14 protein-coding genes, 1 tRNA gene and 1 pseudogene are annotated in these 13,075 nt (G+C 64.5%); 6 read left to right on the forward strand and 10 right to left on the reverse strand.

The genetic code is table 11. The features are described 5' to 3' along the window. Positions 1–13 precede the first annotated feature (13 nt). Together AB0H22_RS20030 and AB0H22_RS20035 are read left to right on the forward strand one after the other, a co-directional pair. The gene (locus AB0H22_RS20030) at positions 14–1,792 is read left to right on the forward strand and encodes an amidohydrolase family protein (RefSeq protein ID WP_358148396.1); all 1,779 of its coding nucleotides are present in this window, start codon (positions 14–16) and stop codon (positions 1,790–1,792) included. Further along, positions 1,789–2,643, forward strand: a complete 855-nt coding sequence (locus AB0H22_RS20035) for an alpha/beta fold hydrolase (RefSeq protein ID WP_358148398.1) — start codon at positions 1,789–1,791, stop codon at positions 2,641–2,643. Before AB0H22_RS20030 ends, AB0H22_RS20035 begins: the two co-directional genes overlap by 4 nt. A gap of 3 nt (positions 2,644–2,646) precedes the next feature. Here AB0H22_RS20035 and AB0H22_RS20040 read toward each other — a convergent pair whose 3' ends face one another. Further along, positions 2,647–3,540, reverse strand: coding sequence for a LysR family transcriptional regulator (locus AB0H22_RS20040; RefSeq protein WP_358148400.1), 894 nt, complete (start codon positions 3,538–3,540; stop codon positions 2,647–2,649). Between the two features lie 72 nt (positions 3,541–3,612). On the opposite strand from AB0H22_RS20040, the gene AB0H22_RS20045 reads away from it, so the two are divergent. Both AB0H22_RS20045 and AB0H22_RS20050 read left to right on the forward strand, forming a co-directional pair. After that, complete coding sequence (locus AB0H22_RS20045; protein WP_180750950.1) at positions 3,613–4,569, forward strand: EamA family transporter; 957 nt, start codon at positions 3,613–3,615, stop codon at positions 4,567–4,569. A gap of 30 nt (positions 4,570–4,599) precedes the next feature. Continuing rightward, entirely contained in the window at positions 4,600–5,004 is a 405-nt protein-coding gene (locus AB0H22_RS20050; protein ID WP_180750949.1) for an HIT family protein, read from the forward strand. Here the strand turns inward: AB0H22_RS20050 and AB0H22_RS20055 are convergent. Together AB0H22_RS20055 and AB0H22_RS20060 are read right to left on the reverse strand one after the other, a co-directional pair. Continuing rightward, positions 4,976–6,460, reverse strand: coding sequence for a HAMP domain-containing sensor histidine kinase (locus AB0H22_RS20055; protein WP_180750948.1), 1,485 nt, complete (start codon positions 6,458–6,460; stop codon positions 4,976–4,978). The two genes, AB0H22_RS20050 and AB0H22_RS20055, sit on opposite strands and share 29 nt — an antisense overlap. Continuing rightward, a complete protein-coding gene (locus AB0H22_RS20060) occupies positions 6,460–7,200 on the reverse strand; it encodes a response regulator transcription factor (protein ID WP_358148403.1) in 741 nt (246 codons plus the stop codon). The genes AB0H22_RS20055 and AB0H22_RS20060 overlap by 1 nt, the downstream gene beginning before the upstream one ends. A gap of 132 nt (positions 7,201–7,332) precedes the next feature. Here AB0H22_RS20060 and AB0H22_RS20065 point away from each other — a divergent pair, with 132 nt between their 5' ends. Further along, complete coding sequence (locus AB0H22_RS20065; protein WP_180750947.1) at positions 7,333–8,091, forward strand: hypothetical protein; 759 nt, start codon at positions 7,333–7,335, stop codon at positions 8,089–8,091. A gap of 8 nt (positions 8,092–8,099) precedes the next feature. Here the strand turns inward: AB0H22_RS20065 and AB0H22_RS20070 are convergent, their stop codons facing one another. The 5 genes from AB0H22_RS20070 to AB0H22_RS20090 all read right to left on the reverse strand — a co-directional run bounded on the left by AB0H22_RS20070 (position 8,100) and on the right by AB0H22_RS20090 (position 11,694). Then, positions 8,100–8,498 carry an HNH endonuclease gene (locus AB0H22_RS20070; RefSeq protein WP_180751253.1) on the reverse strand — a complete coding sequence of 133 codons (399 nt, stop codon included), beginning with the start codon at positions 8,496–8,498 and terminating at the stop codon, positions 8,100–8,102. Between the two features lie 51 nt (positions 8,499–8,549). Next, positions 8,550–8,621: transfer RNA gene (locus AB0H22_RS20075), tRNA-Thr, on the reverse strand. A 122-nt stretch (positions 8,622–8,743) separates the two neighbouring features. After that, a complete protein-coding gene (locus AB0H22_RS20080; protein WP_180751252.1) occupies positions 8,744–9,091 on the reverse strand; it encodes a DUF202 domain-containing protein in 348 nt (115 codons plus the stop codon). Continuing rightward, a complete protein-coding gene (locus AB0H22_RS20085) occupies positions 9,088–10,125 on the reverse strand; it encodes a pyridine nucleotide-disulfide oxidoreductase (RefSeq protein WP_180750946.1) in 1,038 nt (345 codons plus the stop codon). The genes AB0H22_RS20080 and AB0H22_RS20085 overlap by 4 nt, the downstream gene beginning before the upstream one ends. A gap of 150 nt (positions 10,126–10,275) precedes the next feature. Beyond that, complete coding sequence (locus AB0H22_RS20090) at positions 10,276–11,694, reverse strand: PPE domain-containing protein (RefSeq protein WP_358148407.1); 1,419 nt, start codon at positions 11,692–11,694, stop codon at positions 10,276–10,278. Positions 11,695–11,860: 166 nt separating this feature from the next. Here AB0H22_RS20090 and AB0H22_RS20095 point away from each other — a divergent pair, with 166 nt between their 5' ends. After that, the gene (locus AB0H22_RS20095) at positions 11,861–12,667 is read left to right on the forward strand and encodes a class I SAM-dependent methyltransferase (protein WP_358148409.1); all 807 of its coding nucleotides are present in this window, start codon (positions 11,861–11,863) and stop codon (positions 12,665–12,667) included. Between the two features lie 27 nt (positions 12,668–12,694). Here the strand turns inward: AB0H22_RS20095 and AB0H22_RS20100 are convergent, their stop codons facing one another. After that, complete coding sequence (locus AB0H22_RS20100; RefSeq protein ID WP_180750943.1) at positions 12,695–12,919, reverse strand: heavy-metal-associated domain-containing protein; 225 nt, start codon at positions 12,917–12,919, stop codon at positions 12,695–12,697. Positions 12,920–12,987: 68 nt separating this feature from the next. Further along, positions 12,988–13,075 (reverse strand): annotated as a pseudogene (locus AB0H22_RS20105) (WXG100 family type VII secretion target); the annotation flags it as partial.

A 13,075-nucleotide genomic window follows, 5' to 3' on the forward strand; every position in this document is an offset into this window, starting at 1 on the left:
GGGCAGCCCCCCCATGAGCGATTACGACCTCATCATTCGCGACGGCCTCTGGTTCGACGGCACCAAGTCCGAGCCGCGCCAGGCCAACCTCGGCATCAAGGATGGACGGGTGGCGACGGTCTCGACTGCTGCGCTCGATGAGACCGATTGCCCAGAGGTTATCGACGCCGCCGGCAAATGGGTGCTGCCCGGGTTCGTCGATATCCACACCCACTACGACGCCGAGGTGCTGCTCAACCCGGGCCTCGACGAGTCCGTTCGGCACGGCGTCACCACCATCGTGTTGGGCTGCTGCTCCATGTCGACGGTCTACGCCAAGCCCGAGGATGCGGCCGACCTGTTCAGCCGCGTGGAGGCGGTGCCGCGTAAGCATGTGATCGGCGCCCTCAACGAGTTCCAGGACTGGACCGATCCGGAGAGCTACGTCAAGAAGATCGACGCTCTCCCCCTCGGCCCGAATGTGACATCTTTCCTTGGGCATTCAGATCTGCGTACCGCCGTCATGGGGCTGGGACGGGCCACCAACAACTGGTCGTTCCCCACTCGCAAGGAACTCGACCGCATGGCCGACATGCTCGACAAGGCACTCGATGCCGGGATGCTCGGCATGTCCGGCATGGACGCCCCCATCGACAAGCTCGACGGCGACCGCTACCGCTCGCGGGCACTGCCATCGACCTACGCGTGGTGGCATGAGCGCTGGCACCTCATCAACGTGCTACGCAAGCGTGACCGCATCCTGCAGAGCGCCCCGAACATCGAAAACCCGCTGACCGCCGTGTTGTTCTTCCTGTCCTCGGGAACCCGTTTCTTCAAGCGTCGCAAGGCCGTTCCGGTCAGCCTGCTGGTGGCAGCCGACTCCAAGAGCATCAAGGGCGCGAACGTGTTCTTCAGCGCCGCGGCGGCGATCGGTAACAGGTTCTTCAAGTCCAACGTCAAGTTCCAGCACCTCCCGGTGCCGTTCACCCTCTACTCCGACGGTATCGACCTACCGGTGTTCGAGGAGTTCGGCGCCGGTACCGCGGCACTACACATCCGCGAGCAGCTCGAACGCAACAAGCTGATGGCCGACAAGACCTACCGCCGCAAGTTCCGGCGCGAATTCGCCATCAAGAAGCACAAGCCGGGCCTGTGGCACAAGGACTTCTACGATGCCAGCGTCGTCGAATGCCCCGATGCCTCGCTGATCGGCAAGACCTTTGGGCAAATCGCCGACGAGCGCGGTATCCAGCCGCTCGACGCCTTCCTCGACGTGCTGGTCGAGAACGGCGAAAAGAACGTCCGGTGGACCACCGTCGTCGGCAACCATCGCCCCAAGGTCCTCGACGAGATGGCCAAGGACCCCAACTTCCAGATGGGCTTCTCCGATGCCGGTGCGCACCTGCGCAACATGGCGTTCTACAACTTCGCGCTGCGCTTCCTCAAACGCATGAACGACGCGCAGAAGGCCGGCAAAACCGTGCTGCCCCTTGGCTATGCGGTACACCGGCTCACGGGCGAACTATCCGACTGGTTCGGCTTGGACGCCGGACATCTACGTGAGGGTGACCGTGCCGACTTCGTCGTCATCGACCCCACGAAGCTGGACGACACGGTCGACGCCTACAACGAGGCAGAGGCTCCGTTCTTCGACAACCTGTCTCGCATGGTGAACCGCAACGACGAGACCGTCGTGGCCACCGCGATCAGCGGCAAGGTGGTGTTCCGCCTGGGCGAGTTCATCGAGGGCTACGGACGAGACTTGCAAACCGGCCACTACCTCAAGGCCGGTGAGAAACTCGCCGTCCGATGAGCGGGCTCGGCAGCTTCACCAATGACGGGCTGACCTTCGACGTCCTGGACGAGGGCCCCATCGATGGCCCGGTAATCATTGCGCTGCACGGTTTTCCGGAACGCGCGACGATGTGGGAAGAGGTCATCCCAAAGCTCACTGCGGCCGGCTTCCGGGTGCTGGCGCCCAATCAACGGGGTTACTCCGCGGGCACCCGGCCCATCGGGGTGAAGAACTACACCCTGGACAAGCTTGCCGGAGACGTTATTGCGCTCGCCGACCAGGCCGGTGTCGAAAAATTCCATGTCTTGGGCCATGACTGGGGCGCTGCGGTGGCCTGGCAGGTCGCGGGAGTCCACGGTGACCGGGTGCACACCGCGTCCGTGCTGTCGGTGCCACACCCGCGCGCATTCCGGGATGCGATGCCGCGCGGCCAGATTCTGCATTCCTGGTACATGCTCTTGTTCCAGATCCCGAGATTCCCCGAATGGCTGTTCAGCTTCAGCGACAGGGAGGCATTCGGCCGCTTCGGCAAGAAGTGGATGAAGGTATCCGACCGGCTAGCCGAACGTACCCGGGAGTTGTTGAACGAGCCCGGAGCTGCCACCGCGACGGTGAATTGGTATCGGGCGATGCGTTATTCACTGCGGTCGCCGGCGCCGAAGGTCCGGGTGCCCACCCTCTTCATCTGGAGCGACGGGGATGCCGCAGTGACCCGTGCGGCCGCCGACGCCAATCCCAAGTACGTCGACGCACCCTACCGGTTCGAGGTCTTCGAGGGCGTGTCCCACTGGATTGCCGAGGAACGGCCCGACGAGACCGCCGCGTTGGTGCTGGAGCACATCCGGGAGCACAGCGAGCACTCCGTCTAACACTTACCGCGATTCCAACACGGCCGCCGCGTCCTGCAACCCGCGGATGGTCGCGGCAATCGCCGGGCGGTGCTGGGCACCGGGGCGGGCCAGTACCTCATACAGCCGCCCCGCACGGACCTCACGGATGACGAGACGCGCCACCCGCGGGCTCCGGCTCACGTACCGCGGCATCAGTGCGATGCCGTGGCCGTGCGCCACCATGTCTTCGACGATCTGAAAATCCTTGAACCGGAATCGGACTCGAGGACGGATGCCCGTCGATACCCCGAGCGAGACCAGCACGTCATCTACCGGGAAGCCCTCGGGGACACTGATCCAAGTCTCGTCGGCCAGCTCGTCCGGTGTGACCGAACCACGCCCCGCCAGCGGGTGATCCCTGTGTACCAAGAGATCGATCGGCTCCCGCATCAGCGTCATCGACCACACCCGCGCCGACCGCAGGGCGGCGGCCAGCTCGTCCCGGTGGGTGACGACTATGTCGTACTCGGTCAACAGCCCGGGGGCCTCGCTGTACGTCACGTCCTCGTCGCCCGGGCGCACGTCCACCACGCCCTCGACCGCCGCCACCAGCCGCGGCAGCAGCAGGCTGCCACCAGACGGGAACGATGCGATCCGCACGACCGGCTGGGTCCCCTCCCTATACGTCACCATCTCCTCGGCCGCGTGGTCGACGGCGGCAATCACCTCGTCGGCGCGCAGCACGAGGGCACGGCCGGCTTCTGTGAGCGCGATTCCCCGTCCGTCCTGCCGCAATAACGGCACACCGGCCTCACGTGACAAGACCTTCAGTTGCTGCGATACCGCCGAGGGGGTGAGCCTCATCGCGTCGGCCACCTCGCCGACGGTGCCACGGTCGGCAAATTCGCGGAGAATCCGCAGGCGGCGCACTTCCATGAAGAAAATCTACATTAATAGTGCACATTAATTAGATTGTGCTAAATCGATTGAGTACGCAGGATCGACGGCATGACCACTCGGCACCGGCTCCTCGGACTGACTGTCGCAGTGTTGTGGGGCCTGAACTTCGTGGCGATACATGCGGGGCTCGAGCATTTCCCGCCGGTCTTCTTCGCCGGGCTGAGGTTCGCGGTGCTCGCGATCCCGGTGATCCTCTTCGTGCCCCGACCGCGGGTGCCTTTGCGGTGGTTCCTGCTGTACGGGATCGGCTTCGGCACCATCCAGTTCGCCTTCCTGTTTCTGGCCATGGCGAACGGAATGCCGACGGGGCTCGCCTCCCTGGTGCTACAAGCATCGGCACCGTTCACGGTGATCCTGGGCGTGCTGTTGCTCGGCGAACGGATGTCGGGTCTGCAGATCGCGGGTATCGCCCTCGCGATGGGTGGCATGGCGCTGATCGCGGCCGATCGTGCCGTGCACGGCGCATCGGCCGCAGTGGTCCCGGTGATCCTGACGCTACTCGGCGCCCTGGGCTGGGCCTTCGGCAACATCGCGAGTCGAAAGGCTATGGCAGACAACAGCGATCCGCAAACAGCGCTGCGGCTCACGCTCTGGATGTCGGTGGTGCCGCCGATCCCGCTGTTCGCGCTGTCAGCGGTCGCCGAGGGGCCGTCCGCCGGATGGCGCGCGCTGACGTCAATCACTGAGCGCAGCGGGCTCATCGCCCTCGCCGGCCTGGCCTACATCGTGCTGCTGGCCACCATCGTCGGCCTGGGCCTGTGGACCTATCTCATGGGCCGGTACCCCGCGAGCCGGGTCGCACCGTTCTCGCTGCTGGTTCCGGTGGTCGGGATCACCGCCTCGTGGCTTGCCCTCGGAGAGCAGCCGACCGCCGCGGAGCTCGTGGGGGCGGTCGTGGTGATCGCCGGATGCCTGATCGGGATGACGGCGCGCCCCGCCGCCACCCCCGCGGTCGATTTCAGCGAGGTGCGTGACCCTGCGCCCCATGAACTGTCCCCGGCCTGAGCCGCCCGCACGAGCCACTAACCTAGGGGCATGTCCAGCGTCTTCACGAAGATCATCAACGGAGAACTACCCGGTCGATTCGTCTATGAGGACGACGATGTGGTCGCGTTTCTGACCATCGCGCCGATCACCCCCGGCCACACCCTGGTGGTGCCGCGCGCCGAGATCGATCAGTGGCAGGACATCGACGGGGATACTTTCGCGAAGGTCAATGTCGTGGCCCAGAAAGTCGGCCGCGCCATCCGCACGGCGTTCGACGCACCGCGTGCCGGCTACATCATCGCGGGTATGGAGGTGCCACACCTGCATGTGCACGTGTTCCCCGGTTACACGCTGACCGATTTCAGCTTTGAGAACGCCGACCCCAACCCGTCACCGGAATCTCTCGACGAGGCACAGGCCAAGATCAAGGCTGCGCTGGCTCAGATCGACTAGCCCGCAAAATCTTTGGCTCGGGTTCGTCGGCTTCTGGTTCGTCGTCGGTCATATCGGCACGCGGCAGTCGCACCTCGAATCGGCAGCCCTCGCCGGGAGCCGTGTGCACGGTGACGGTGCCGCCGTGCGCAGCGGTAAGGGCGTCGACGATCGACAGCCCGAGCCCGGTGCCGCCGCTGCTGCGGGTGCGCGACGTGTCCGCCCGATAGAAGCGCTCGAAGACACGTTCGGCGTCCGTCGTCGTCATACCGGGCCCGGCGTCGATGACCTCCAGAATCGCGTCATCGCCCACGGTTCCAACCCTTACCCGGACGGCCGCGACGGTATGCCCCAGCGCGTTGCTCACCAGGTTGCCGAGCACCTGCCGCAATCTCAGCTCATCGCCGATGACCTCGGGGGTGCCGGGGCCGTCGAAGACTTCAAGCTCGATATCACGTTCGGGCGCAGTGGCTTTCGCGTCATGCACCGCATCGGTGGCCAATACCAGCAGGTCGACGAGCCGCTGCTCCATGGGCCGGTGCGCATCGAGTCGCGCCAGCAGCAGCAGGTCCTCCACCAGCTGCCCCATGCGGGTTGACTCACCTTCGATTCGACCCAGCACCAGCTCGGTATCGGTGGCCGCGCCCTGACGGTATAGCTCCGCATAACCACGAATGGTGGTCAGGGGTGTGCGCAACTCGTGACTGGCATCGGTGATAAACCGGCGCATGCGCTCCTCGGAGGTGCGTGCCGTCTTCGCCGACTTCTCCGAGTCGGCCACCGCACGCTGGATTTGTGCAAGCATTCCGTTGAGCGCCAACGACAATCGCCCGACCTCGGTGCGCGGGTCGCGTTCGGGTACCCGGCGATCGAGGTGTCCCGCAGCGATATCCGCCGCCGTCGCCTCCACCTCGCTCAGCGGTCGCAAGCTGCGGTGCACCAACCAATATCCGGCGATACCGAGCACTGTCAGCACGGCCGCACCGATAGCAACCTGCAGCCACAACAGGTCCCGAACGGTGGTACGGACATCGGTGATATCGCGTGCGACGGTCGTGTACCCGCCCATCACATCGTGACGGGAGACCGCACGCCACTCTGTTCCCGAACCGTCCGACGACTGCACCGTCACGGGACGGCCACCCACATCGTTGTCGAGCGGCAAGCCCGGATCGGCCCGGGCACGGTCATTGAGCATGATGACCACCCGTCCGTGGTCATCAGTTGTCCGGATAAAGAACAAAGACGGAGGCCGGTGGCGGTTGGTGTCGAAGGCGGGGGGTGGAGGAGGAGGCCGATTCGCCCACCCGTTGGCGGCGTCGATCAGCTCGCGATCCGCACGATTCATCATCGTGCGCTCCATCGTGGTGGTCACCGCGATACCGGAGGCCACCAGCCCGAGCGCGACCAGAACCAAGGTTCCGACCACGAGGCTCACCCGAAGCGGTACACCCCGACGCACGCCGGGGACTGCCATTAGCGCGGCTCGCGCAGTACGTATCCCACGCCACGAAGCGTATGTAATAACCGCTTCTCGCCATTGTCGATCTTGCGCCGCAGATATGAGACGTAGGACTCGACGACATTCACGTCGCCGCCGAAGTCGTACCGCCACACGTGGTCGAGAATCTTGGGCTTACTGAGCACCGTGCCCGCATTGATCATGAAGTACCGCAGCAGGGTGAATTCGGTGGGCGAGAGCGCCACCGGCTCACCGGCCTTCCAGACCTCATGGGTGTCCTCGTCGAGTTCGATATCGGCGAAGCTCAGCCGCGACTTGCGAGCGGGCTCGGAGCCCATCCCAGAGCGCCGGAGGATCACACGCAGCCGGGCGACGACCTCTTCCAGGCTGAACGGTTTGGTCACATAGTCATCAGCACCGAGGGTCAGCCCGGCGATCTTGTCCTGCAGACCGTCACGGGCGGTCAAGAACAGCGTCGGGGCATCGATCCCGTCGGCACGCAGGCGGCGCAGGACACCGAACCCATCCATGCCAGGCATCATCACGTCGAGGATCACCGCATCGGGACGGACGGTACGCGCCAGATCCAGGGCGGCGGCCCCGCTATCGGCGGTATAGACGTCAAACCCCTGGAATTTCAGACTGACAGACAGCAGCTCGACAATGTTCGATTCATCGTCGACCACCAGCACCTTGGCGGGCGTGGTGCCGTTGATCGGGAATGTGCCTGGGTGTGTCGTCTCCACGGTGCTCACCACTGACAATCTTCTCCCTATTTTTTACAGAGTGCTGGATCTCCGCTGTGAAGTTCCTGTGAGTTCTTCACAGGAGATTGTCAGCCAACTTTTAGCGACCCCACCGGACGTTCTGGGCCTTACAGTTGTGCCATGAAGCTGGTGTCGCTGATCACAGCGCCGCTCAAGGTGTCGCTGGCGGTTGCTGACGCCGGCCTGGCGATGGCCACCAAGGCGATTGATACCGGGCGCGAGGTGCTCGCCGCGATCCCCGACGGACAGCCGCACGACGGCCCGGATGACGCCCCCGGCGCCGGGCTGGTTGGCACCGTCGAATCCCTGTTGGCGATGGTCGGCCGCAAGAGCCCACTGAGCTCGGCAATGAGGGTCGCTGAGCTCATGGAGGAGGACAAACCGCTGGGCCGGGCGCTACGACCCGGAGGGCCGGCGGAACGCATCATGGCTCCCGGCGGGTTAGCCGACCGGCTCACCGAACCCGGCGGTGTGCTCGACCGACTCTTCGCCAAGGGCGGCCCTGTCGACCGACTGACCGCCCAGGAAGGCGCCCTGGACCGGGCACTGGCACCGGGTGGGCTCGTCGACCAGCTGCTCGCCGAGGACGGCATCCTCGAGCGGCTGATGCGCGAGGAAGGCGTCCTGGACAAGTTCACCGCCAAGGACGGCCCGCTGCAGCAGCTGGCCAATCTTTCGGAGACGGCCGCCAAGCTGGCGCCCAACATCGACGCGCTGACGCCCACCATCGAGCTGCTGACCGATACCGTCTCGGCCCTCAGTTCTGTGGTCTCGCCGCTTGGCGGGTTCCTGCCGCGCCGTAGGCCCTCCCGGCCGTCGAGCCCATCCAGCTCGCCGCGACCGATACGGTCCGAGCGCGTTATCGAAGGTGAGATCTAGCGGGCGGGCTAGTACGACTTTCCGTCCGCATAGCGCTGCCGGCGAAAACTGCGGCCATTGCCGCGATTGCGGCTCTTGTAGGTCGGCAGTTGCGAGTCGCAGTTCGGGCAGACGAGCCGGAGATTCTCTCGACAATTGTTTTCCGGGTTTCCGTCGATATGGTCCAAGACCAGTACGAGCGGGGAGTCTTGCCAGATGCTCGCTCCGCTGCAGATCGCGCAACGGCCCGATTGAGCCTCGGCGAGAAAGAGCCGAATGAAGTGGCTCTGCTCGCTGCGCACCCGGGCCTCACCGGACTCGAGCCACAGTCTGGTACTGGCGTCGCGTCGGGCTACCGCCTGACAAGCATTGCCGCAATAGATCTTCTGGCTTCGCATGGAAAGTGTTGCGCCGCAAGCAAGGCACAGTCTCATGGGCTGAAATTACGTGACGGCACCGACATGCCGGATAGCGCGTTGAGCCCCCTGTCAGGATTGAACTGACGACCTTCGCTTTACAAGAGCGGTGCTCTACCACTGAGCTAAGGAGGCAATGGAACGTCGTACAGTTTAGCGGTCTTCGTCCACGCTGCGTTCGGAGACCGCCGCACGCAGCCAGGTACTGCCGCGACAGCAGTCCTGACGAATCCCCACGCTCGATGTCACTCAGGGGCTCAGCCCTTAACGAGCAGCGCCACCAGCAGCACAACCATCCCCAGCAGCAGCGCACTGAGGAATGTCGGCATATGGCTGGGCGGCAGGTCGGCATCGCATCGCATGGCTTCTTGTACCCGACGCCGCCGCCTCGCGGCCGCCATCGCCAGCACGCCGCCCGTGATGACCAGCAGGATGCTCGTCACATGCCGGGCACCCGGAATCCAGAACTCGGGAACGAACTGCATGAGTGCGACACCGCTGGCGATCAGTGCCAGCGAGGTACGCACCCAGGCCAGATATGTCCGCTCGTTGGCGAGCGTGAATCGGTAATCGGGTTCAGCACCAACGGATTCGCCGACAGTCACGAGCCGTACTTCAGCCACAGCGGCAGGGTCTTGTTGAGGCGCTCCATGAACTTCTGGAGGCCCACCCGGTACTCCCCGAAGCCCATAGGGTCAATCCGGTACTCCGGGAACGCAATTCCGACCCCGAACAGACCGGGCGCGATGATCCCGTTGGCCGCATTGCACTCCAGCTGCCCCCACTGCGGCGTGGCGGGGAGGGACCTGGGACTGAATCCCACGGTGTACACCGCGTAGTCGCAGCTCTGGAGCATCTCCTGGAAGTGCGCACCGTCGACCGAACATCTTTCCAGCCGGTCCGGCAGCACCCCGTCGATGTTCTCCCGCGCCCAGCGTGCCGCCTCACCTTTCAGCCCCACATCGTCGAAGAGCGTCCAATCCCCCATGTCGACCGCGTAGCGCAGCGGGCCGCGGTAGAAGTTGATCACCTTGGCCGCGGAGCCTGCCAGCAGGTTGGGCAAGGCGATCATGCTTGAGTGCGATGAGCCGAACACGGCAACGGTGGCTCCCTCCAACGGCTGCTCGGCGAGCTTCTCGGGATTCAGCGCCGCCTCGATCGGGATCTCGTTCAACCAGGGGTAGTCGAGTTTTTTGGCGGCCGATCCAACCGCCAAAATCACGTTCTTTGAGGTGATGTCACCTTGCTCCGTCTGCACGGTCCACCGGCCGCCGTGCAGCGAAAGGCCCGTAGCGGTGGTGCGCAGGGCGCTCACCTGCGCACAGAGTTGCCCCGTTATCCAGACCAGCGGGTCCGCCACATCCCCGAGCAGGCAGGTGTCTGTGGGCGCGAAGTCGTTCAGCGCGAAATGCGGTGCGTGGGCGAAGCGGAAGGACGCCGCGCCCGTCAGGTAACCGATGAACAGCTTCACCGACGTATTGCTCGGTACCGCACGCCATTTCGCGCCCAGGTCACCTGCGGAGAATGACGGGTCGATCCAGGCGATCGAACCTGGTGGCACCCCGTGATCAAGGAGCTTTCCCACCGCCGCGATTCCTCCGGGTCCCGCGCCGACCACTGTCCACCCGTACTCACTCACTGTTCTGCCCTTCTCTGCGTGGAAAATCCAAGAACACCACCGCCAGTAATTCCGGTGACTGTCTTCGATTGTTCGGCGCAAAAGCGGCCGTGAGTAGTGACTAATCCGAGAGCAGCTCCAAAGTTTTACTTATAAACACAGGTAACGGGTCTACAGCTGCTCCCCGTTATCGGCCTCCCAGGTGCTCGGGAGCATCGGAACCACCTGCCGGGTGTCGTCGGATGAGAGCCTAACGGTCCTCGCGGTGTGCGCAGTGGAGACAGCGGGCGCCGTACCGGCGAAGCCGAGTGGACCGGCACCCCGGCCGGTCGCGGTGTGATCCGTGGTCTCGATACCGGTCGAGTAGTCGGCCGTGGCACGCATATCGCCTGCCTCTTCCAGGTATTCGTAACGCTGGCCTCCGATACGGGCCTTGTTCTTGCTGCGCAGCCTGCGCCGAGCCGGTGCCACCGCCGCAACACTTGCCGCTGCGGCGGCATCGATGGTGTCGACCGCGGTATCCGATGATTTCGTGGTGCCCTTGGGGCCAAAGCTCACCCCGGGCGGCACCAAACCGGGTATGGCGTAACTGATTCCGGTGGCCGGCGCAGGAGTACCGGCGGCGGTCGAGGCCGGCGCGCTCGGCGCGGGCGTAACCGTCGATGACCCACCCGAAGGGGTGGTGGGCATGGCAGGCATCGGTACAGCAGCGAGGTTCGGCTCCGCGTGGTGCGCCGGTCGGGGCATCGGCCTGTCGCCCGATGGCGCCGTCACCGGTACCGGAAGTGCCGCCGCAGCGGGCCGCAGGTGTATCAGTGCCGCCAAGCCGCTGAGTCCGCTGAGGGCGGGAATCAGAAAGGGCAGCAGATACGAGGCGTAGTACGGATACCAAAGGAGGTCATAGAGGAACAGCATGATCACGGCCAGAACGGCCGAGGTCGCCGGATTGAAGCCCATCTTCTCGAACCACTGTTGAAAGCCTTGCAGCATCTTCGTGATCTGGTCCGGTGAACCCGGGATATCCGATTGGTCACTGCGGGCTTCACCGCCGGGCCCCAGAATGGGGGGCGCCTGTTGAGTGGGTGGCATCGCCGATGTCATCGCCTCGGCGGTCGCCTGGTAGGTGCTCATGGTGAGCGCCGCCTGCACCCACATGCGGACATAGTCGGCTTCGTTGAGCGCGATGGGAATGGTGTTGATTCCAAAGAAGTTCGTGCCGACCAGGACTCCATGCGTGACGTGGTTGGCGGCCAACTCCGCAAGCGTGGGCATGGCCGCGAGCGCGCTGCCGTAGGCCGCTGCGGTTGTCTCGTGTTGTGCGGCAATGACACCACTCTCAACCGCGGCCTGTTCCAGCCAGGCCAGGTAGGGCCCATGGGAGGCCACATACTGCGAGGCACTGGGACCCTGCCAACTGCTCGCCTGCACGCCGGCCAGCACCTGGGTCAGCTCGACCGCCGTGCGCGCGTAGTTGTTCCCGAGCTCTTGCCATTGCATGGCGGCGGCCAGCACCGCTCCCGGGCCCGGGCCGGCACTCAACAACGCCGAATGCACCTCCGGAGGCTCAGCCATCCACATCGGTGCCGTCACACTCCGCCTCCCCGCTGAATGGGCGCAAGCAGTTTCACGCCACCGTAGGAGTAGTCGGACAGCACGCCGGAAAGTTCCGAACAATCAGAATCGGCGTCCTAAATCACATTTACCGTTGCGCGACAGCGATTCCCACCTACTGTTGCCGTCCCGTACAGTCAGGCCCATGACAGCCATCGACGCTCGCCACCTCGACGGTGTGTCCGAGACCGCGCTCCTCACCCTGCACCAACGGGCAACCGAGGCGGCTCGGCCGGACGGCATTCTCAATGACCCCATGGCGATCACACTGCATGCCGATCTTGACTACGACTTCCAGCACTTCGGCCGCACTCATCAAGCTACGGCCTTGCGCGCCTTGATATTCGATCGCGCCACGCGCGAGTACCTGGCCATGAAACCGCGCGCCTGTGTAGTTGCCCTGGCGGAGGGGCTGCAGACGAGCTTCTGGCGTGTAGACAACGGTGAGCTCACCTGGCTGTCGGTGGACCTGGAGCCCATTGTGCGGCTGCGCCGGCAGCTGCTCCCGCCGTTGAACCGGTTGCGGTATTGCGCCCAGTCCGCACTCGACTACTCGTGGATGGATCAGGTCGACGACGCCAACGGTGTGCTGATTACCGCCGAGGGCCTGTTCCAGTACTTGGATCGCGATCTGGTGTTCGATCTGATCGCAGCGTGTGCCAAGCGTTTTCCCGGCGGCGGGCTGGTCTTCGACTCCGTACCGAAGTTCCTGAGCACCCACTCACAGCGCGGCATGAAGCTCAGCGAGCACTACGTCGTGCCACCAATGCCGTTCTCGTTCACCGCAAATCAATACGAGGAGCTACGTGCCATCCCCGGCATCCGCAGCGTGCGCGAACTGGGGATGCCTGCCGGGCGCGGCAAGGTACTGCGGTGGGCCGGCCCGCTGCTATACGCGTTGCCCGGACTCGACCGGCTGCGGGCACCTCATACGGTTATCGAATTCGGCTGAGCTACCGGCACTTCCAGTTGGAAGTCGCTATCCGGCGGCGACGGCGAAATCGCCTCCAGCCCTGACGAGCGTGTCGTGGACTTCTTCGACCGACAGCACGCTGTCGGACAGGACACGCACCGTCGACGCACCCTTGGGATCCAGGTCAACCGTCACTTCCCGCACCGGGTCGAGTGCGGTCAGGGCCTCGGTGACCCCCATGACGCATGAGTTGCAGTGCATCCCGCTGACGGCGAAGATCTGCTCAGACATGTTGTTTTTCCTCCTGAAATAGTTACTGACAACGGCTTTGATGGGGCTGGGAAGCAACGTCAGGGCGTTTATGCGCCCCATTTGGCTCCTTCGGCCATGTCGCGGGCGTTCATGGACAGGGTGTTGGTTTCGTGGGTGTTGCCCATGGCGCGGTAG

The organism is Mycobacterium sp. NPDC050853 (assembly GCF_040653875.1).
GTDB lineage: Bacteria > Actinomycetota > Actinomycetes > Mycobacteriales > Mycobacteriaceae > Mycobacterium.